Source organism: Flavobacterium sp. B183, assembly GCF_023539155.1.
Lineage (GTDB): Bacteria > Bacteroidota > Bacteroidia > Flavobacteriales > Flavobacteriaceae > Flavobacterium > Flavobacterium tructae.
The window spans coordinates 1208742-1232240 of record NZ_CP097434.1 but is presented as its reverse complement, the minus strand read 5'-3'; the positions used below and the strand labels follow the sequence as shown (position 1 = coordinate 1232240).

The 23499-nt window shown below is 34.5% G+C and carries 13 protein-coding genes; 6 read left to right on the top strand and 7 right to left on the bottom strand.

Going from position 1 to position 23499, the window contains the following annotated elements; genetic code table 11:
- Positions 1 to 39: 39 nt before the first annotated feature.
- Together M4I44_RS05475 and M4I44_RS05470 are read right to left on the bottom strand one after the other, a co-directional pair.
- Positions 40 to 579: a 3-hydroxyanthranilate 3,4-dioxygenase gene (locus M4I44_RS05475; protein ID WP_249966733.1), complete on the bottom strand. Its 540-nt coding sequence runs from the start codon at positions 577 to 579 to the stop codon at positions 40 to 42.
- 128 nt (positions 580 to 707) lie between these two features.
- On the bottom strand, positions 708 to 1808 hold the full coding sequence (locus M4I44_RS05470) for an endonuclease/exonuclease/phosphatase family protein (RefSeq protein WP_249966732.1): 1101 nt from the start codon (positions 1806 to 1808) through the stop codon (positions 708 to 710).
- A gap of 228 nt (positions 1809 to 2036) precedes the next feature.
- Here M4I44_RS05470 and M4I44_RS05465 point away from each other — a divergent pair, with 228 nt between their 5' ends.
- From M4I44_RS05465 to M4I44_RS05455, 3 genes are all read left to right on the top strand, one after another.
- A complete protein-coding gene (locus M4I44_RS05465; protein WP_249966731.1) occupies positions 2037 to 2936 on the top strand; it encodes an LD-carboxypeptidase in 900 nt (299 codons plus the stop codon).
- A 166-nt stretch (positions 2937 to 3102) separates the two neighbouring features.
- On the top strand, positions 3103 to 3462 hold the full coding sequence (locus tag M4I44_RS05460) for a YraN family protein (RefSeq protein WP_249966730.1): 360 nt from the start codon (positions 3103 to 3105) through the stop codon (positions 3460 to 3462).
- Between the two features lie 118 nt (positions 3463 to 3580).
- Positions 3581 to 4237: an aspartate kinase gene (locus M4I44_RS05455; protein ID WP_068841546.1), complete on the top strand. Its 657-nt coding sequence runs from the start codon at positions 3581 to 3583 to the stop codon at positions 4235 to 4237.
- A 67-nt stretch (positions 4238 to 4304) separates the two neighbouring features.
- On the opposite strand, the gene mfd is transcribed toward M4I44_RS05455, so the two are convergent.
- Together mfd and M4I44_RS05445 are read right to left on the bottom strand one after the other, a co-directional pair.
- Positions 4305 to 7670 (bottom strand): transcription-repair coupling factor, encoded by a 3366-nt coding sequence (gene mfd, locus M4I44_RS05450; RefSeq protein WP_249966729.1) that lies wholly within the window; start codon positions 7668 to 7670, stop codon positions 4305 to 4307.
- On the bottom strand, positions 7663 to 8289 hold the full coding sequence (locus tag M4I44_RS05445) for a hypothetical protein (protein ID WP_249966728.1): 627 nt from the start codon (positions 8287 to 8289) through the stop codon (positions 7663 to 7665). The genes mfd and M4I44_RS05445 overlap by 8 nt, the downstream gene beginning before the upstream one ends.
- Before the next feature lie 309 nt (positions 8290 to 8598).
- Here M4I44_RS05445 and M4I44_RS05440 point away from each other — a divergent pair, with 309 nt between their 5' ends.
- Entirely contained in the window at positions 8599 to 9537 is a 939-nt protein-coding gene (locus tag M4I44_RS05440) for an L-threonine 3-dehydrogenase (RefSeq protein WP_017494581.1), read from the top strand.
- A gap of 194 nt (positions 9538 to 9731) precedes the next feature.
- Here M4I44_RS05440 and M4I44_RS05435 read toward each other — a convergent pair whose 3' ends face one another.
- The 3 genes from M4I44_RS05435 to M4I44_RS05425 all read right to left on the bottom strand — a co-directional run bounded on the left by M4I44_RS05435 (position 9732) and on the right by M4I44_RS05425 (position 13892).
- Positions 9732 to 10079 (bottom strand): helix-turn-helix domain-containing protein, encoded by a 348-nt coding sequence (locus M4I44_RS05435; protein ID WP_249966727.1) that lies wholly within the window; start codon positions 10077 to 10079, stop codon positions 9732 to 9734.
- A 235-nt stretch (positions 10080 to 10314) separates the two neighbouring features.
- On the bottom strand, positions 10315 to 12195 hold the full coding sequence (locus tag M4I44_RS05430; RefSeq protein WP_017494577.1) for a M1 family metallopeptidase: 1881 nt from the start codon (positions 12193 to 12195) through the stop codon (positions 10315 to 10317).
- Between the two features lie 62 nt (positions 12196 to 12257).
- The gene (locus M4I44_RS05425) at positions 12258 to 13892 is read right to left on the bottom strand and encodes a S8 family peptidase (protein ID WP_249966726.1); all 1635 of its coding nucleotides are present in this window, start codon (positions 13890 to 13892) and stop codon (positions 12258 to 12260) included.
- A 512-nt stretch (positions 13893 to 14404) separates the two neighbouring features.
- Here M4I44_RS05425 and M4I44_RS05420 point away from each other — a divergent pair.
- Entirely contained in the window at positions 14405 to 18523 is a 4119-nt protein-coding gene (locus M4I44_RS05420) for a leucine-rich repeat domain-containing protein (protein ID WP_249966725.1), read from the top strand.
- Positions 18524 to 18672: 149 nt separating this feature from the next.
- Positions 18673 to 23499 carry a T9SS type A sorting domain-containing protein gene (locus tag M4I44_RS05415; RefSeq protein ID WP_249966724.1) on the top strand — a complete coding sequence of 1609 codons (4827 nt, stop codon included), beginning with the start codon at positions 18673 to 18675 and terminating at the stop codon, positions 23497 to 23499.

The window sequence follows — 23499 nt, the reverse complement described above, 5'->3', positions numbered from 1 at the left end:
ACAGGTTTTGAAAACCTGTCGGGTTGAATAAGTATACTTTTATTTCTTCGCTACAAATCTGGGATCCGATTCCATTACAGTTCCACAGTTATTGCAGGTTCTCAACTCTAACGAATTATAAAAATGTTCGAAATGCGGCAGAAAATCTTTTTCAATATTATGCAATTCAAAAAGCACTTCATACAATTTATGATTGCAATGATCACAATGCCAAAGCAATCCGTCAGTATACCCTAATCCTGCACGTTTGCGTTCGATTACCAATCCTATTGAACCTTCGGAACGAACAGGTGAATGGGGAACTTTAGCCGGATGAAGATACATGTCACCTGCATGTAAATCCATTTCCTTTCGTTCTCCATCTTCCTGAATAATCACTTTTATACTGCCTTCCAGCTGATAAAAAAGCTCTTCGGTTTCGTTATAATGATAATCTTTTCGGGCATTCGGACCTGCAACAATCATCACGATATAATCACCGGAATCAACATAAAGATTTTTATTCCCAACGGGAGGTTTTAGTAAATGACGGTTCTCATCGATCCACTTTGTTAGATTGAAAGGTTTTGCTATTGCCATTTTTAAAGGTAGTAAGTTTCTAAGTAGCTAAGTTAAGGAAAAGTTTTCAGTCTCAGTGTCCGTTTTTAGTCGCAGTTTACAGTGACCAACTAAGACTGCGACTGAAAATTGGGACTATAAACTGAAACTTACTTCACTTCTTTAACCAAATAAATATAAACGGGAAAATGGTCACTAAATCCAACTTCTGTCAAACTATGTCGCAGCGGATAACCTTTATACGGTCCTGAGCTCTGAACCAGAAAAGTTTTATTGAAAATTCCCGCTTTCCAAAAGTTAAAAGTCAAAAAATCAGCTTGTATAAGTGACTTTGTAATGATGATCTGATCAAAAATATCCCAGGAATCTCTAAATGCAATTGTCCCTAAACCTTTATCGAGCATTGCCGCAAAGGGATTAAAAAGCCCGTATTCCTCCACTTCTGATTTTTTTGTCTTTGCCCCCAAAACAGTTTTTACACTTTTATTAAAGGGCCCATCATTCAAATCGCCCATTGTAATCACTTTAGCATGGGGATTTATTTGCTGTAGCGAATCGATAATTCTTCTGTTTAAACTTCCGGCAGCTTCCCGAAAAATACTGCTTGCTTTCTCCCCTCCCGATCTGGACGGCCAGTGATTGACGATAATATGAATTTCCTCTCCTTCTAAAAATCCTGAAATTAAAAGCTGATCTCTGGTAAAAACCCGATTCTTATTATCGGTTTTAATTTCGATATCATCATCCTGCAGTTCGACTTCCTCTTTTTTATCAAAAATCTTTTTTTGATAAATACGCAGCGGAATATTGGAATATGACGTGGGTCTAAAGTATTTTCTCTGATATAAAAGTGCAACATCTATTCCTCGTTTATCCGGCGAATCAAAATGAATGATTCCATAGTCAAAAGGAAGTAAATTTGGTTGTTTCACCAAATCTTCGAGAACTGTGCGGTTTTCAATTTCGGAACCACCAATGAGTACGGGAGCATTTGAGTTATCCGGCCTTCCAATTTCAGATAAAACTCTGGATAGGTTTTTTAATTTCTGTTCGTATTTTTCCATCGTCCAATGCTGAGTCCCATTGGGAGTCCATTCATCATCGTTGGTATTGACATCATCATTAGTATCGAAGAGATTCTCAAAGTTGTAGAATGCAATAGTATGGATAGCATATTTTTTTGGCTGTGCCTGCAGAATTGTAAAAGATAAAAAAGCGATACTACAGAATTGAAAAGAAATTACTCTCATAAACTTAACTCTTTAAAAGGTTCAATTTAAACAATTAAAACAAAATGTAAGAATTTTCTAATATTTTTATTTTTTAAAATATTTATATTTGTTTTATCTTTACGAATGAATCAGCAGAAAAACATGAAAGCGAGCGCCCGTCAATACCACATAAACTACTTTTCTATTTATAAACTTGCATTTCTTATTTTTGCGTTACAATCCATCCACTGTCAATCACAACAAAACATGATAACACCACCTTATTTACAAAAAGGAGACACTGTAGCCATTTTAGCAACGGCTAGAAAAAATATAGACGACAATCTAAAACCTACTATAGATTTATTACACAGCTGGGGACTTGAAGCTGTAGTTGGAAGTACTATTGGTTTGGATTTTAACCAACTGGCCGGTACCGATGAACAACGTGCTTCCGATTTTCAAAAACAGTTAGACAATCCAAATATCAAAGCAATATGGTGTGTTCGCGGTGGCTACGGAACGGTGAGGATGATCGATTTACTTGATTTTACCAAATTCAAACAACACCCAAAATGGATTGTTGGTTTCAGTGACGTTACCGTTCTGCACAATCATTTGAATACGATAGGCTATCAGTCCATTCACGGGATCATGCCTGTAACGGTTCCAAGAGCAACTCCCGCTGCCGTCAGTTCAATGAAATCTGCCTTGTTTGGCGAACCTATTTCCTATACTATTGCTCCGGATAAAATGAACCGCTTTGGAACAGCAACCGGTGAATTGGTGGGCGGTAATTTATCTATTTTATACAGTTTGTTAGGTTCTCCTTCGGCAATTGACTGTAAGGATAAAATTTTATTCCTTGAAGATCTGGACGAATATCTTTATCATATCGATCGTATGATGATGAATTTAAGACGCAATGGATGTATCGAAAACCTAAAAGGAATTGTTGTTGGAGGTATGACCAAAATGAAGGATAACGAAGTTCCATGGGGGAAGAATGCGGTAGAAATTGTAGATGATGTAACCAAAAAGTACAATATTCCCGTAATTTTTAATTTCCCAGCCGGACACATTCAGGACAATAGGGCCTTAATTATGGGAAGTACTGTTACTATTGATGTAAATGCATCCGGAAGTTCTCTTACCTTTAAAAAATAATAGCTTCTGAGATTTTTCTCTAAAGAATTCTAAATACCACATATCGTAATCTCGCAAAAACGCGAAGTCGCAAAGTTATATTCCTTTCTTTGCAACTTCGCGTCTTTGCGTGCAAATTACCCATTACAGCATAAAAAAATCACAACTCGCAATTCATAATTAAAAAATGGCAGAACACAACGAACTTGGAAAAAAAGGTGAAGATCTCGCTGTGGAATATCTCGAGCAAAATGGCTATAAAATTCTCGATCGAAACTGGACCTTTCAAAAGGCCGAAATTGATATTATCGCAGAAAAAGAATCTATTTTGGCCATCATTGAAGTAAAAACAAGATCGACTCTGGATTTTGGTTTACCACAGGATTTTGTGAAACCTAAAAAGATTCAACTGCTGGTAAAAGCCGTAAATGCCTACATAAACGATAGGGAAATGGATATTGAAGTCCGTTTTGACATCATTGCGATACACAAAAACAAGGAAACATTTGCAATTGAACACATTACAGATGCTTTTTTCCATTTTTAACATAATTTTACCTTGTTATATTTGTAACAAATTGTTCTTTTATTTATATTCGCGAAGTTTTATAACACAAAATTAACTACAACAAACCAATTAAGTTACAAAAAAAAAGAAAAAAACTATGAAAACCGTTTCTTCAATCGTCGAAAATTACATTAAAACAAAACCCTTTTTATTAAATGCGTTATCGCTTGGAATTATCAACCTCACTTCTCTTTCACGGAACATTATGACCGAATTAGAAAGTGAATTTGGTAAAGAAGTAAAACAAGGCGCTGTTGTAATGTCATTAAAAAGACTCACAGAAGAACTGGATTTTAAACTGAATCATAAAATCAATAAAGTAATTAAAAATATAGGCGAAATCACTGTTCGATCTGAATTGACGGATTATACTTTTGCCGCTTCCGAAACTGTTTTGAACAAACAGGCTGATTTAATTTCTGATATCAATAGTTTATCTGACATCTTTTATACCTCATCACGTGGCGTAAATGAAACCAATATTGTGGTAAGCAGCAGCGTAAATCATTTGGTTGAAAAACACTTTATGCGTGAGAAACTTATTCAGAAGTTAGACAACTTGGCCTCTATAACTGTAAAATTGCCAAAAGAAAACATCGTGGTTCCCGGAATTTACTATTTCATTTTCCAACGTTTGGCGTGGGAAGGAATTATCATCAATGAGGTAATTTCGACTTCAAATGAATTTACTATTTTAGTTGGAGAAGATCAGGTTGACGTTGCTTTTAAAGTAATTAAGGACCTGAAAAACTAAATCTAAAAATAAAACCCGACAAGTTTTGAAACCTGTCGGGTTTAAAATATTATACCTTTTAAAATTGTTATTCTCCCAGTAACTCCATCAACTCCAATGCTCGTTTGGTCGATTTCACATTATCAAAAGTCAACAAAAGTCGTAAACCGTTAGGTGTTTGTTTTTCTTTCATTTGGCAAAGATTACTATGAGTCTGTACAAATTTGATCACCTTATGGAAACGCTTCGATTGATAATAATCAGATTGTTGATCTGAAACAAAATAACCAATCATTTTGCCTTTCTTCATCACTAATTTTTCAATACCTACACTTGTTGCAATCCATTTGATTCGAATACTATTCATCAAAGCATTGGCACGCGGAGGCATCGGACCGAAACGGTCAATCAATTTATTTTGAAAGATTACTAGTTCTTCCTCATTTTTCACACCGCCCAGCTCGTTGTATAAACTCAAACGTTCGGTGACATTGTTGATGTATTCATCAGAAAACAATAGCTCAAAATCAGTATCGATTTGCAGATCTTTTACATATTCCTTGGTTTCAATATCGTTCTCTTCCGGATACAAGTCTTTGAACTCATTCTCCTTCAATTCTTCGATGGCCTCGTTCATGATTTTTTGGTAGGTATCAAATCCAATTTCATTAATGAAACCACTTTGTTCTCCACCCAATAAATCTCCTGCACCACGAATTTCAAGATCTTTCATCGCAATGTTAAAACCGCTACCTAATTCGCTAAATTGTTCTAAAGCCTGAATACGTTTTCTGGCATCTTCGGTCATAGAGGAATAAGGCGGACAGATGAAATAACAAAATGCTTTTTTATTGCTTCGGCCTACCCTGCCGCGCATTTGATGCAAATCAGACAATCCGAAATTATTGGCATTGTTGATGAAAATCGTGTTGGCATTTGGTACGTCCAAACCACTTTCGATAATTGTAGTGGCTACCAGAACATCGAAATCGCCGTTCATAAAGCCCAGCATCAATTCTTCGAGTTTCGCACCTTCCATTTGGCCGTGACCGATTCCAACTCTGGCATTTGGTACCAAACGCTGAATCATACCGGCAACTTCTTTTATATTTTCGATTCGGTTATTGATGAAGAAAACCTGACCGTTACGCTGAATTTCATACGAAATGGCATCACGGATTATCTCTTCATTAAACCCAACAACATTGGTTTCTATAGGATATCGGTTTGGCGGAGGAGTCGTAATAACAGACAAATCCCTTGCTGCCATTAATGAAAACTGAAGCGTTCTCGGAATTGGCGTTGCCGTTAATGTTAGGGTATCGACATTCGCAGCAATGGTCTTAAGTTTATCTTTTACGTTTACTCCAAACTTTTGCTCCTCGTCGACAATCAATAAACCAAGATCTTTAAAAACTACATTTTTGTTGACTAATTGGTGTGTTCCAATCACAATATCCAGTTTCCCTTCTGCTAAATCTTTTAAAGTTTGTGCTTTCTGTTTGGCGGTTCTAAAGCGGTTCATATAACCAATGGTAACCGGCATGTCTTTCAAACGTTCTGAAAACGTACGGTAATGCTGGTAAGCCAAAATGGTGGTCGGAACCAAAACAGCCACTTGTTTACTATTGTCTACTGCCTTAAACGCTGCACGAATCGCTACCTCTGTTTTTCCAAAACCTACATCACCACAAACTAAACGATCCATCGGACGATCGCTTTCCATATCCGCTTTGACTTCCTGAGTCGATTTAGTTTGGTCAGGCGTGTCTTCGTATATAAACGAACTTTCTAATTCATTCTGCAAATAACTGTCCGGTGCAAACTGAAAACCTTTCTCCAGACGTCGTTTCGCATACAACTGAATTAAATTGAAGGCAATATGTTTAACCCGCGCTTTGGTTTTTTGTTTTAAAACTTTCCAGGCGTTTGATCCCAGTTTATAGATTTTTGGAGGAGTTCCGTCCTTTCCGTTGTATTTTGAGATTTTATGAAGCGAGTGAATACTCACATACACAATATCATTATCGGCATACACCAATTTTATAGCTTCCTGCGTTTTACCTTCAACCTGAATTTTCTGCAGGCCACCAAATTTTCCAATTCCGTGATCGATATGCGTTACATAATCACCAACCGAAAGCGCGGTTAATTCCTTAAGCGTAATATTCTGCTTTTTCGAATAACCGTTTTTGATATTAAATTTATGATAACGCTCAAAAATCTGGTGATCGGTATAAGCTGTAATCTGACTTTCTTCATCAATAAATCCCTGATACAAAGGCAATACAACAGTATGGTATTGTTTTCGAATGTTCTCGGAATTAGCTTCGTCTAAGGTTTCGAAAATATCATGAAAACGCTTGGCCTGAGTTTCATTCGAACAGAACAGATAATTTTTATATCCGTTAAAGTGATTATCACTCAGATTATTCAGCAGCAAATCAAATTGTTTATTGAAAGAAGGCTGCGGATGAATATGAAAATCGAATGTTTTGGTGGTCTTGAAAACAGGTTTTGAAGCCAATTCGACTATTGAAAAATCTAGAGCACGTTTGATAAATGAGCTCTGATTTAAGAATAGTTTCTCAGGTTCAGCCCTTTTTATTTCTTTTGAAAGTTTCTCGAAAGCTTCTTCGGCTCTTACGAATTGTTTGTCTAACTGAGTGAAAAGTCCTTCGGTATTTTGAATAAACAAAACGGTTCTCTCGGCAATATAGTCTAAGAAACTCTCTCTGTTTTCCTGAAAAAGTTTGTTCTCGACATTCGGGATTATCGTGATCTTTTTATGGGTTTCTACTGATAGTTGTGTTTCGACATCAAAACTTCTGATGCTGTCTACTTCATTACCAAAAAACTCTATTCGGTACGGATGATCGTTGGAAAACGAAAATACATCGACAATTCCGCCTCGAACAGAAAACTCTCCCGGTTCTGTGATAAAATCGACTCTTTTAAATTCATATTCAAACAAAACTTCGTTGATAAAATCTATCGAAATTTTATCGTTCAAAGCGACTTTCAAAGTGTTTTTATCAAGTTCCCTGCGTGTCACTACTTTCTCGAAAAGTGCTTCGGGATAAGTAACAATTACGGCAGGTTTTTTACGGGAATTGATTCGGTTTAAAACCTCAGCACGAAGTAAAACATTGGCATTGTCTGTTTCATCAATTTGATACGGACGGCGAAATGACGCGGGATAAAACAACACATCTTGTTCTCCGATCATTTGTTCGAGATCGTTCAAATAATAAGCCGCTTCCTCTTTGTTATCTAAAATAACTAAAAAAGGCAATTCTGATTTTTTGAAAACAACACGCAAAACAAATGAAACTGCTGATCCTAACAATCCGTTAAGATGCATTTTTATTTGTTTCTGTTCCAGTAATTGTGTAGCAATCTGCTGATTTTTTGGCAGATCATCATACAGGGTATATAAGGCGTTTTTACTCAACTTTTGGTGTGTTTGGATCTATATTTTTCCCCGGAACCGGAGCTGTGGTCTCGTTTGGAATGGCACGAGCGGTATCTAACATTCTTAAGAAATCTTCCTCACCTTCTTCTTTCGGAATTTTACTTTTTACAATAACAACATCCATCTGTCTTTCTAATGAAACCAATTCTTTATTGATTTCACCAATTAAAAATGTTACTTTCTCTGAAGGAATCTGATTCAGATGAATGAATAAATCCATCATTCTGACTTTTGTAATCAAAATAGAAATTCGGCTTCTGATCTGTGGAATATTGAATTCTGCAGGAATATTACTATTTAAAGCCATTACTTTTTTTGAAATCGCAGTTGATTTCTTTTGAAAGGCTCCAATTGTTTTTCTGGGTTTATCTCTGAGTTCGTTCAAAAAGTCACGCCACTCACTCCATGAATTCACTTTTTGCTCCGAGATTTCATTGATTGGCTCATCGATAAAAGACCAGCTTTTATTGATTTTATTAAAAATGACTTCATTTTTTTTGGCTTCCTTTTCGTTTTCAGCGCGACGTTTTTCATCTTCATTCTGACATGAATTCAATACAAAAACAAAAAGCAAAAAAAGAGATATCTTATATTTCATTTGGTAAAACATTAAGCTACAAAGTTACAAAGTAATTTTACAATTACGAATTCTGATTTTTGATACAAATTACATTATTTACCCACTATTAGACTGAAACAGGTTTAAAAATTTTACTTTGTAAGACTTATAGAAAAATCCTGAATTCCTGATCGAAAATACTTATAATTTATGACTTGAGTTCCACATTCAACAACGAATAATCTAAAAAAGAATCTTTATCATTGTTAAATTTACAATTTGTTCTCCTTAAAAGCGAAAACATTTGCGAAAACGTTATATTTGTCTCTCAAAAAAACTATTCAAAAAATGAATCCAAAAATATTAATCATTGGTGCCTGCGGTCAAATTGGGACGGAACTGACTCAAAAACTGCGCAAACTATACGGAACAGACAATGTAATTGCTTCTGACATTAGAAAATTAAATACTGACGTTGTAAATTCTGGTCCGTTTGAAGTAGTCAATGCTTTAGATTTCAACCAAATCGAGCATCTTGTTGAAGTGCATCAAATTACTGATATATATCTAATGGCTGCACTTTTATCGGCTACAGCCGAGAAAAACCCTGCATTTGCCTGGGATCTGAATATGAATTCATTATTTCATGTTTTAAATTTAGCAAAAGCCAAAAAGATAAAAAAGATATTCTGGCCTTCCAGTATTGCGGTTTTCGGACCTACTACACCTAAAGAAAACACTCCTCAATATACCGTAATGGAGCCTTCTACGGTTTACGGAATTAGTAAACAAGCGGGAGAAAGATGGTGCGAATACTACCATAATATCTATGGAGTTGATGTTCGAAGCATCCGTTATCCTGGCTTAATCAGTTGGTCGACGCCTCCTGGTGGCGGAACGACAGATTACGCTGTTGATATTTTTTACAAAGCTATTGCCGATAAAAAATACGAGTGCTTTTTATCTTCGGAAACAAAAATGCCAATGATGTATATGGATGATGCTATTGATGCAACTATTAATATCATGAAAGCACCTGCGGAGAAAATTAAAATACACTCTTCCTATAATTTAGCTGCAATGAGTTTTACTCCTACTGAAATTGCTGCAGAAATTAAGAAACACATTCCTGAATTCGAAATAACTTACAACCCTGATTTCCGCCAAAAAATTGCGGACAGCTGGCCGGCTAGTATCGACGATTCTCAGGCAAGAGAAGACTGGGACTGGAAACACACTTTTGATCTTGAAACCATGACAAAAGACATGTTAGAGCATTTAGGATAAGATCTGCTTACAAAATATAAAAACGCGCAAATTGTGCGTTTTTTTTATGCTTCTCCTTTGCTCACCGATATTACTTATTAAACAGATGAATGGAGATTTTTCTATTCTTCTCCATCTGGTTGTTTTTTGAGAAAATAATCTATTAATTAAAAAGTCCCTTTTAAAATTTATTTCTAAAATTAAACGGGACTTTTTCATTCTCCTTCTTTCTCCGGGATCTCTGTTTGCCTTTCGATCAATAAAACGGTCTTTTCTATTCTTTTCAGGAGTTTAAATATGGTAATGAAAGATACCGGATCCGGGCTCAGACTTTCCGAAATTAAAATCTTACCCGCTTTTCTTTTGTCTTTAACGTCTACCAGCGCATCTGTACTAATATTGTAAAAAACGGCTATTTTCTTTAAGTTTTTATACGTTGGATAAAAGATATCGCTTTCCCATTTTCCATAAATCGTTTGTGAAACTTTCAAAATAGTCGAAATCTCCTTTTGCGACATCCTTTTTTCTCCTCTTAATTTTTGCAGCTTTGTACCAAAAGTCATTTTATTATATTTGAAGCGAATATACTACAAATATATCTTTTGTCGCTGATTTAATCGTTTAAAATTAGAAGAAAATTCTTAGTTTTATCTTTTATGAATTTTATGGCTTAAAAACTATTGATCCCTCCTCTTCATCACGCGTCAAACCATAATAAAAACTCTAACTGTAAAAAAGCAAAAAAGCCAAAGCTAGCAGAAAACTAACTTTGGCTTTTTTTATATTTTTAAGTGATTATTATTTCACCTCATAAACATTATTTGCTGCTTTTACATCGGCCATTAATCCGCTTGGATCAATCGTAATTTTCTTGATGGCAGTTTTGTTTTTGTCTATTGTAAAACTATAATTCGATTGTGCCCATGCCCAGTCGTCTAAAACGGTTCTTTTTACATTCGGGTTTGGATTTGGCTTGATGAAATTCATCATTCGTAACGGAATGTAGAAACTTTCAGAAGTACCATCTGTGTATTCCACTGTTAAATCAATCGGCATTGGCATTCTTCCGATTCTTTCTAAAGTGATATTGGTTTTTCCTGCGTTATCCGCTACTTCTTTGATACCATAATCAATTGTATTAGTAGTTCCTGTCCAATCGATTAAATACCAATCTAATTCTGCTCCTGAAACTCTCTCTGCTGATCTTTTAATATCATTTGGAGTAGGGTGTTTGAATTTGAAATCATTGTAATATCTTTTCAAAGTAGCATCTACATTGTCTTTTCCAATTACATACTCTAATTGCGACAAGAAAAGGCTTCCTTTTACATAAGAAGAAATACTATAAGGTCTGTTTTCATCGTAACGGTCTCCATGAGTGGTTTGTGGCTGCTCTTTTCCGGAATTAACCAGGCTGTAATAAGCAGCATAATTTCCTTTAAACGGATTCACTTCTTTTTTATCGCCTTTCAATTCATTCAAAGCACTGTCTTCGATGTAAGTAGTAAAACCTTCATCCATCCAAGGGTGTTTTGATTCGTTTGAAGCTAAAATATGCTGAAACCAGGAATGTCCTAATTCATGAGTTGCTGTTCCTAAAATTCCTTCAAGAGTTCCGTTTCCAAGCATTAGGGTACACATTGCATACTCCATTCCGCCATCTCCACCCTGAATAAAAGAGTATTGTTTGTACGGATATGCTCCCACTCTGTGGTTGTAATAATCCATTACTTTCACCATTAAAGGTTCTAATTGTTTCCAATTTGCAGTTGTTTTTGGATTGTTTTTGTAGAAGAAGTGCAAATCAACATCATTGGGCCCCTTTACAATATCATGCGTGTATTCTTTATCTGCTGCCCAGGTAAAATCATGAACGTTTGGTGCAATAAAATGCCAGGTCAACGTTTTTGTTTTCTTTGGATAAGTAACGGTTACACCTGCATCTTCATAACCGTGACCTATTTGATTCTTATCTTGTAAATATCCTGAACCTCCGATAGTATACTCTTTATCGATTGTAATTTTTACATCAAAGTTCCCCCACACTCCATGAAATTCTCTGGCGATGTATGGATCTGCATGCCAGCCTTCGAAATCAAATTCGGCTAATTTTGGGTACCATTGTGACATTGACAATTCTACTCCTTCAGAATTATTGCGCCCTGTACGACGAACCTGAACCGGAACTTGTCCGTCAAAATCTAAAGTAAAGGTTGTTTTAGAATTTGGTAAAATTGGTTTCGCCAAAGTCACTTCTAAAATAGTTCCGGAAACTCTCGTTTGTGCCGAAACGCCATCTTGTTTAAAGTCTGAAATTTTTAAATATCCAATTTCATTTGGTTTTAAAGTTTCAATTCGGCTTTGTTTGGTTTCTTTACCATCTGCGCCTTTTACTTTATTTACCATTCTTCCATCAGGATCTTTTATAGAATGCAGACGAGCATCCATTTCACTTCCCGGCTGAAATGCATTTAAAAATAAATGGTAATACACTTTCTTTAAAGTATCAGGAGAGTTGTTTGTGTACACTAACTCTTGTTTTCCTTTGTACTGATAGTTTTTTACATCCATGGAGACTTCCATTTTGTAATCGACATGTTGTTGCCAATAAGGAGCGCTTTGTGCAAATGCTGAGTTTAAACTCAAACTCAAAAAAGATAGTAGTAAAATTTTTCGCATGGTTATTTCAATCAAAATGGAAGAGCGCGAACTCTTCCATTACATTAGTATTCTGTTTTTGTTTATTTTTTAGACATTTTTTCGGCCATCAATAAAGCATTGTAAGCGTTAACCATTTTAGCTGTTCTTGAAGATTCTGTCGAAGAAACCGCTACCGGTTTTGCTTCAGGATTTGGATTCGTTCCCAAAACAACCATTGATGGAAGCGCCACTCCTGAGTCCATTAAAATTTGTTTTACCTGAGCTGCTTTTAATTTTGGATAGTACGAACGTATCAGTGTTGCCACTCCTGCTGCATTTGGAGCAGCCATTGAAGTTCCTTGCAGGTATTTGTACTTATTGTTGGGTACTGTTGCATAAATTTCTTCACCCGGAGCAAAAACATCTACGTTTATTTTTCCAAAGTTCGAAAATCCTGCTACAACAGTTTCTCCATATTCTTTATTAAGTGCCCCGATCGTGATTACATTATCAGCAAACTCTTTAACGTTATCTTCTGAGTCGTTTGGATAATTGATGTTTTTGGTCTCATCAATATTGTATCCGTCATTTCCGGCTGCATGCACTATTAGAACATCTTTTTTTGCTGCATATTTTATTGCATCATACACCCATTTTTTATGAGGAGAGAAACTTTTTCCGAAACTTCCGTTAATTACTTTTGCTCCGTTGTCTACTGCATAGCGAATCCCTAAAGCAATATCTTTATCGTATTCATCACCATCCGGAACAGCTCTTACGGTCAGGATTTCTACATTATTGCTAACTCCGTCTCCTCCTAAATTATTCCCGCGAACCTGCGCAATAATTCCGGCTACGTGTGTTCCGTGAAGCGCTTCCTCTTTATCCGGACCAAAAACAATATTATTTCCATAACGTGTGTTTTTAATATCCTCCGGATTATCACCTACTACTTTTCTTCCGTCGAATTCTTTATTTAAGTTGTAATTCAACTGACCGTAAACCTGCTTACTATACTCTTTTAACTCAGAGTCAGGGTCAAAAGTTGGCCCTGCATTCGTTAAAATTTGAGTCATGATCTCTTTACTCTGGGCAACTTTTGGATCTGTAGAGGTTATAGTATTTAGATCCTCAATTTTATAAGTGGTTTTATTAAGTTCTTTTTGTATTGTTTTATGAACTTCTAACAAAAAGTCAGATTGTTGCTTGTCTCTTAAAGCGTCTTCGTATTTTTTAGTATACTGCGCCAAAGCCTCTTTATATTCGGGAGATCCGTCATCACCTTTTTTAACGACACGTGTTAATTCAAGATTTTCATGAACAGCATTTCCTAAGAAATTCCATCCGTGAACATCATCAATAAATCCGTTTTTATCATCGTCGATTCCGTTACCCGGAATTTCTTTGGGATTGGTCCAGATCATCCCTTTCAGATCTTCATGTTCGATATCGACACCTGAATCTACAATTCCCACGATCACCTTCTTTCCGGTTTTTCCTTGCAATAATTCAGCGTAAGCCCTATCGACACTCATTCCCGGGATCGAATCTTTAATTAAATCAAGGTGACTCCATCTTTTTAATTCATTTTCGCTAACAGGAGCTTTCTTAACAACGGCTAAAGGAGCTTTGATAAAATCTTTTCTTGCCGATTCCTGCGCTTGCATAGTGGTGGTGCAACCTGCTAAAACGATTAATGCAAAAGCAGATAATTTGAGGGGTTTTATATGACTCATATATCTAATATCTATTCTAAAGTTAAATTATGGGTCTAAATTATGATTTTTTGTTACATAAAGCTAACGATTAACACTGTGTTATGATTTTTTGTTTCTGTTTTAAGAAAGTGTAAAATATAATTAAGATTCTTAACTTCAAATATTTACACAAATCCTTACATTCAAAAAATAGTTGCTAACTATTTTTTATTTTAATGAATAAAAAAATATGGTTTACGTCTTTCCGTAAGGAAAATTCGTCTAAAACTATTATCCTTGCGTCAGAAACCTCAAAAACATACTTTTATGAAAATAAAACTACTTTTTTTGCTTCTGTAAAATGTATCTCCCAGATATACCAAACTATCGGTAATATCCTGAAGTACAATTCTTAGCCGGTTTTAAAACAACAATAAAAAAAGGTATCCTTTTTTTGTTGTTATTACTATTACTAATCAAGCTTAAAGGCTCACTCAATAAAGCATATTCCAACCAAAAAACACACTATTAAATAACCAAATTTTTATCGTATGAGAAAAATTTTACTTTTATTTTTAATACTTTCTTGTTTTCAAATTAAGGCTCAATGTATCCAATCTATAGCTGCCGGATACAACCATAATATTATAATAAAGCCGGACGGCACCATGTGGGCATGGGGCAATAATGGTAATGGTCAATTGGGAGATGGTACAACAACTCAAAAAAACGCTCCTGTAAAAATAGGGACGTCAAATGACTGGAAAACAGTAAGCGCCGGATGGGGACATACCGTTGCAATGAAAGCAGACGGAACTTTATGGGCTTGGGGTTACGGTTCATTAGGACAAATAGGAAATGGTCCGGGCACTGTTGCCGGTTATAATGCTGTCCAACAAATCGGATCTGCAAAAGATTGGCAAAGTATATCTGCAGGAGGAAATTACACCATGGCAATAAAAACCAACGGCACTTTATGGGCTTGGGGATATAATTCTACAGGACAATTAGGCGATGGTACTACTGTTAATAAAAATACTCCAATACAAATAGGAACCGATACTGACTGGCAAACTGTAGCAGCAGGTGGAGAACACACCATTGCCTTAAAAAAAGACGGTTCTTTATGGGCATGGGGAGAAAATTCTAAGGGAGCTCTAGGAGATGGTACGTTAGTTAGTAAAACCATTCCAACGAAAGTAGGAACTGCTAATGACTGGAAAACAATTTCTTCAGGATACAGTCATTCAATCGCTCTAAAAACCGATGGAACTTTATGGGCTTGGGGAGAAAATATAAATGGCGGAGTTGGAGATGGAACCTCTCTAAATAAAAATTTACCAACACAAATTGGGACATCTACAAATTGGAAAAGTATTTCTGCCGGATGGAACGCTAGTTATGCGATCCAAACCGATAATTCATTATGGGCTTGGGGTGAGAACTTATTCGGAAAACTGGGCAATGGTACAACTGTAGGAAGTAACACTCCTATACAAGTAGGAACAACTACCAAATGGTCTTTAATTTTAGCAGGTAACTATCACACTGTTGCTGTTGATACAGGCGGAGATATATGGACTTGGGGTAGAAACCAAAGTGGACCATTAGGTGACAATACAACCATCGATAAAAAAGTGCCAACAAAAATAGATTGCCCATCATCTTTAACAATCACAACATCCTTTACTGCTATAACCTGCACCGGTTATGCTAATGGTTCAGCCTCAGTAACAGCTGTTTCTGGCGGTACGATGCCGTATTCATATCTTTGGTCTAATGGATATACAACTTCAACAATTACAGGATTATATCCGGGAAATTACACCTGCACGGTAAGCGATGCTACATCGTCAGTATCCAAAACCATCACGATTATAGAACCAATTCCTATTGCTGTTAATGCAACTGCAACATCTGTTTGTAATACTAAAAATGACGGAATTATAACCGCTATGGCAACTGGCGGAACGCAACCTTATCAGTATGCCATGTATCCTGCCATGAATTTCCAGTCTTCAAATATATTCTCTAATTTATCAGCAGGCACATACTCGATTATTGCAAAAGATGCCAAAGGATGTACAACCAATCCTTATACAATAACCATAAACTCATCCGCCACAGCTGCTCCAACTGCAAATGCACAGTCTTTTAAAAGTGGAGCTACTATTGCCAGCTTACAGGCTACGGGATCTAATCTTAAATGGTATAGCAGTGCTATTATACAGAGCAACTTAAATTTATCTACTTCTTTACAAACAGGTAAATACTACGTTTCTCAAACTGTTAATGGATGTGAAAGTACCAGAACTGTTGTTGATGTCACTGTTATTCCTGCTTTGATAGACGGGCAAGTACCAACAAATGGTTTAATTGCTTATTTCCCTTTTAATGGAAATGCGAATGATCTTAGCGGAAACGGATCAAATGGAACTGTTACAGGCGCTACACTAACATCAGACAGATTTGGAAATAGCAATACAGCTTATAGTTTTGATGGTACAAACAGTTATATTGATGCTGTTCTGCCAAATATTCCTAAAAACAATTCTTCGAGAACAATTTCAGGATGGTTTAAAACAAATGATGCTTTTTCTGATCCGAATAAATATCAAGTCTCCATTTTTAACTATGGGACTTTAGTAAAATTACAAAGATTGTCTCTTTCTGTTTATAGTAAAGGGTACCTTGAAGCAATAACTGGTTCTGATTTTTCTAATGATGATTTTTATGTAAACAACTTTAATTATTCTAACAACGATTGGTATTTTTTCACTGTTACCTATGATGGAACTCAGCTTTCGATATATGTAAACGGCAAATTTGTGGATCAAAAAGCGGTGAATTTAAATACTGTCGGCACTCTTTTTAGAATTGGACAAAGAATTTCCGGAGATAACACAAAAGAAGGCTTTAAAGGAACGATCGATGATATTGCTATTTGGGATCGTGTACTTACACCGGAAGAAATTTCAGCTTTATATACGCCTGAAAATGCAGAAAATTACACTTTAATTCCGGACCCTAATTTTGAACAAAAATTAATTGATAGCGGGATTGATAACGGGACTATCGACGGTAAAGTTTTAACCTCTAAAATCAGTAATGTAAAAATCTTAAATGTTACCAATCGTAATATTTCAGATTTATCAGGAATTGAAAATTTTGTATCATTAACTGATTTGTATTGCGGTCAAAATTCATTATCAGCATTGAATGTGAGCAAGAATAAAGCTTTGACCACTTTAGATTGTAACAACAATAAAATAACTTCCTTAGATGTAAGCAATAATACTGCCTTACTTAATTTAAGCTGTTACGCAAACCGATTAACCTCTTTAGATGTTAAGGTAAATACAGCACTGCTAAAATTAGATTCAGGTTCAAATCAATATACTTCTTTGGATGTGAGCACCAATACTGCTTTAACATTTTTGGGCTGTAATACCAGTCAATTAACTTCTATAGACGTGAGCAAAAACACTGCTTTGACTCTTCTGGATTGTCGTGAAAACAAAATAACCAACCTGGATGTTTCTAAACTCACTACTCTAACAGAGTTATATTGTCAGTCTAATCAATTAAAAGATTTGAACATAAGCAAAAATAAATCCCTGGAATTTTTAAATGCTGCAAAAAATCAAATAACCACTTTGGATCTAAGCATAAATACGGCCTTAGTGGGTTTATATGCTCACACTAATCAATTAACCAGTCTAAATTTGAAAAATGGAAATAATGTTAACTTTCAATTGCCATTTCTAAATATTACAAACAATCCAAATTTAAGCTGTATTCAAGTTGACGACAAAGCCTATTCTGATACAAACTGGACAGCAAAAAAAGATACAATTGCAAGTTATAACACCAACTGTATCTCCGGTTTTGCTCAGATTCCAGATCAAAATTTTGAGCAAAAATTAATTGATTTAGGAATTGATACCGATGGCTTAAACGGAAAAATCTCTGTTGCAAACATAAGCACCATTACGTCTTTAGATCTTTCAAACAGTACTATTAAAGATCTGTCAGGCATCGAGAGTTTTACAGCACTAACATTTTTAGATTGCAGTAATAATCAATTGAGGGCATTAGATGTAAGCAGGAATCTTGCTTTAGAAACACTAAATGCTTCGACAAACCAAATCACTACATTGGACTTTTCCAAAAACAGTAAACTTAAAATCGTATATGTAGCAAATAATCCATTACTATCATTAAATCTTCAAAATGGTAATAATAGAAATTTTGTTTTAGCATCTCCAACAAATAAAAAAGCGGCCTCTTTATATACCAGCTTTTTAGGACTTAAAACTCTTGGTTGCATACAAGTTGATGATGCCAATTATTCGAATGCTAACTGGTCCGGAATCAAGGAGCCCAACACAATTTATTCTAATAGCTGTAAAAATTTAGGAATAGAAGATTCTGTTTTTGATAAAGTAACAATGTATCCAAACCCAACAAGCGGTGAAGTGAACATTAATAATATAGCTTTAGAAAAAGCAACCGTTTATAACTCATTAGGACAATTGGTAAAAACATTTACTTTAAATTCAAGTGATACAAACAATACAATAAGCTTATCCGATTTACCAAAAGGAGTTTATTACGTATATTTAATCCATCAGGATGCCGCTTCTGCGAAAAAAGTTATCCTTAAATAATACCATTTCTTTAAGCTAAAAAATCCCATTCGCCGCGGCGAATGGGATTTTTTTATTATTCAAAAGTTCAGTCCTTTCATTACGTCTTCCCGTAAGGAATATTCAATTTTATTACTTACTCTTGCGCGATCTAATTTTAAACTCGTTCTATGAAAACAAAACTACTCTTGTTACTATTTCTATTAAATTTTTCTTTATACGCCCAGACCACCAAAATTCCGGACTTAAACTTTGAAAAATTCTTAATAAACGAAAAATATGACTCCGGAGTTCCGGATGGTCAGGTTTTAACTGCAAATATCTCGTCAATAAAGACATTAAACCTCACAGGATTAAACATTAATGATCTAACCGGAATTGGTGATTTTAAAGCATTAACACAGCTTATTTGCTCGTTTAATAACTTAACATCAATTGATGTCTCGGGCAACACTTCACTAATTACCCTGAATTGTTTTTCAAACAAATTAACAAGTTTAAATATTAGTAAAAATACGGCTCTGACCAATTTAAATTGTGCGACCAATCTAATAACCAGTCTGGATTTAACTGCTAATTTAGCTTTGAGTACTTTAAATTGTTATGACAACAAATTAAAAAACCTGAATATCGCTAAAAACTTATCGCTGAAAGAAATTAACTGCAGCGCTAACGATTTTACAAACGGATTAGTTCTATCCAACAACACGGCATTGACTTTTATAAACTGTAATTTCAGTAACTTAACCACTCTTGACGTTTCTGCCAATCTGTATTTACAAAGTTTAAATTGCCAGGGTAATAGCTTAAAAACATTAGATGTTTCTAAAAATACCAATCTTACGTTTTTAGATTGCTCCTCAAATAACCTAACTACTATCAACTTAAAAAATGGTAATAATACTCGTTTAACCACTACATCAACTTTTAAAAGAAACCCCAACTTAACCTGTATTCAAGTAGACAATGCCTCTTATTCTAATACTAATTGGGCAAATCTTAAAGATGCAACTCCAAATTATGCCATTTCATGTGATGATCAAAAATATACTCTAATTCCTGATGCAGATTTTGAGAGACAGTTAATTTATCTTGGTTATGACAAAGATGGCGTAAACGGAAAAGTTCTTACAAGTGCAATCTCAAATGTAAAAACATTAAAGATTACATATACTGCTATCAATATCAAAGACATCACAGGAATACAAGATTTCACAGCTCTCGAAAGCCTGGCTTATGGTGGTAATACATTTAAATTGAGTTCTATAGATCTTTCGAAAAACGTAAACTTAAAAACACTTGATCTTACTTCTAATAGTTTAACAACTCTGGACTTGTCTAAAAATGTCAATCTGGAGAATTTAACTCTTGGCAGCAATCAACTAACAAAATTAGATCTTTCAGATAATACTAAGCTAAAGACCCTGGTATTAAACAATAACTTACTTGAATCTTTAACCATAACAAACAATAAGGATTTAACACTACTTAATTGTTATAACAATAAATTCACAACCGGGATCGATCTGTCTCAAAACACTTTGTTAACCTCTCTGGACTTAGGTTTCAATAAAATTACAAGTTCAAATTTTGACAACAACACTTTATTAAAAACTCTAAGGTTGAGTGGAAATAAACTAACATCTTTAAATCTTTCTAAAAACACTGCATTAGAAAGCTTAGATTGTTATAATAATGTTTTGACGAATTTAGATCTTAGTGCAAACGTAAATTTAAAGACTGTTGTCTGTCGTGACAACCAGTTAACGAATATAAATATTACCAAAAACACCTTATTGCAAACACTTGAATGTGGCAGTAATAAACTAAAGGAATTAAACACGTCTGAAAACAAAGAGCTAACCTATTTAAGCTGTCTTTCTAATAGCTTACAAAGCTATAATCCTTCTAAAAACTTAAAACTAACCGTTTTAGATTTAGGGTACAATAGATTGAATAATCTTGATGTCTCTCAGAATACCTTATTAAAAAATCTAAGATGTGATGTTAATAGTCTTAACGCTATTGATGTTTCAAAAAATTTAAACTTAGAAGCTTTAAGTGTTAGCAATAATAGTATTGAAAGCATTGACCTGACAACTAATTTAAATTTACAAAGTTTTTATATTGAAAGAAACAAACTTACAAGTCTTGATCTTTCAAAAAACAAATTACTGACTTCAGTAAATGTTACTAATAACTTGCTTTATGATTTAAACCTGAAAAATGGTAATAATAAAAATTTCACACAATACACAAAGTTTAACAACAACCTTTCTTTATCTTGTATTGTGGTTGACGACGTGACGTATGCAAATCAAAACTGGGTGACATATAAAGATTCTTGGGCAAATTTTTCTACAGATTGCAGAGCTTACACTACTATTCCGGATGCTAATTTTGAAAACAAATTAATTGCTCTTAAAATTGATACTGATGGGGTAAACGGAAAAGTATTAACACAAAGTATTGCGAGCGTAAAATCTTTAGATGTTTCTGGCAGTTCAATCGCCAACTTGACAGGAATCCAGGATTTTGCAGCTTTAGAGACTTTAAACTGTAAAAACAACCAATTAACATATTTAGATTTTACTAAAAATCCAAACCTAACCTCTTTAGATTGTTCAAACAATAAGCTTGTAAGTTTAGATTTAAACAACGAAAAAAATACTTTGCTAAACAAAAGCACTTCGTTGTTTAACAATAATCCGGATTTAAAATGTATTCAGGTGGATGACGAAAGTTATTCAAATACAAATTGGGCAAACTTAAAAGACGCAACCGCTTCATACAATAAATTTTGTAACTCATTTACAGCAATTCCGGATGCTAATTTTGAAGGAAAATTAATTGCTTTGGGAATAGATACTGACGGGAAAAATGGCAAAGTATTAAGTTCAAGCATTGCCGCTGTAACCACTCTTAATGTTTCAAACAGCAATATATCAAACTTAAAAGGAATTGAAGGTTTTACGGCTTTAAAAGAATTAAATGTTTCTTCAAATTTATTAGTCGAAATAAATCTGACAAAAAATCTTAAACTGACTACTTTAAATTGTAACTCAAATAAAATTTTAAGTTTAAATCTTTCGGCAAATACCGAACTTACACAAATACAATCGTCTTCAAACAATTTATACAGCCTGAATCTGAAAAATGGTAAAAACACCAATTTAACCAACATGACTCTAGGCAATTTCACCAACAACCCTTCATTGACATGCATTGAGGTTGATGATATAAATTATTCGACTACAAATTGGGCAAACGCAAAAGATGCTAATGCAAACTACTCTGTAACCTGTACCTCGGTTGCTTTTACCATTATTCCGGATGCTAATTTTGAGAAAAAATTAATAGCCCTTAAAATTGATACTGATGGGGTAAATGGAGCCGTACTTACTTCAAGTATTAACACACTTAAAGATCTTAATGTAAGCGATTCAAATGGCAGCCCTGTAAATCCTATTCAGGATTTAACCGGAATTCAGGATTTTGTTGCCCTGGAACAATTAAATTTCTCTTATAATTATATTTCAAAAGTAGATCTTTCAAAAAACACTGCATTAAAAACACTGTATTGTAATAAGAACCGCTTAACAGAATTAGATCTTTCTAAGAACACCTCTTTAAGGTTAATCTATTGCTTTGAAAATCAATTAACCTCTTTAGACTTTTCAAACAATACTGCCATTACGGAGATAATTTGCAGAGACAATGTACTGCGCAATTTGAATGTTACAAAAAATGCTTCTTTGAATTTATTAAATTGTGATCATAACCAATTAACGACTCTTGATCTTTCAGGAAACAAAAATTTATCTTATCTGCAATGTCAGGTAAATAACCTTACAAGCTTAGACTTTTCAAACAACTTGTATTTAGTGCAATTAACTTGTAACAACAATCAGCTGAAAAAACTGGATATGTCGAAACAGGTCTCATTACAGCATTTCATTTGTAATTCTAATCAGTTAACAGAATTAGATTTAACCAAAAACAAGGATTTATATGCCTTTAATTGTCAATCAAATCAGTTGTCTTCAATTGACATTTCAACTAATTCAAAAGTTGGCTTTCTAAATGTTTCTGATAATAAACTGACTTATCTAAACATTAAAAATGGTAATAATACTAAATTGAGCACCACTGGATACAGTAGTCTTGATTTTAGAAAAAATCCTGATTTAACTTGTATCCAGGTTGATGATGTTACCTACTCTAACACAAACTGGTCTACGCTAAAAGATGATACTGCAACTTACAACACTAGTTGCGGCGCTATCTTGACATTACCAATTGATAATTTTACTGTTGAATCTAAAAGTGAATCCTGCTTAAATGAAAATAATGGTGAAATAAACATTACTGCAAAATCTACTCAAAACTATACGGCTGTAATAAATAGTAAAAACTATGATTTTACCAATAATAGTCTAAAAGTTTCAGGTTTAGCGCCGGGAACTTATAAAGTATCCATTACGGTTGCAGGCCGCACATTCGAGCAAAATTTTACGATTACAATTGCAAAAGCAACTACCGTTTCAGGAAAATCTGTTGTAACTGATAAAAAAGTTAATGTTGAAATCATTGAAGGAACAGCTCCGTTTACTGTATTTGTTAACGGAACAGAACAGTTTCAAACCAATGATGCTTCTTTTTCTGTAGATGTTACTAAAAATGCTTTAGTAGAAGTAGTAACTGCAAAAGCCTGTGAAGGTGCTTTTGCTAAAAATGTTTCTGTTTCTGATTTCGAATCACAAATTTTATCTGCTTATCCAAACCCTACTTCAGGAAGTTTTGAGATAGAAATTCCAGGCGCTAAAAGTGAAGTTCAAGTAGAATTATACAATTTCTCCGGTCAATTAATTTCAACCAAAACACTTATTATCGAGAGTGGAAAAATAAAATTAAATCTTGAAAATCAACCTTCAGGAATCTATGCTATAAAAGTTTATTTAGATACTCCTGAATACATTAAAATTATAAAAAAATAA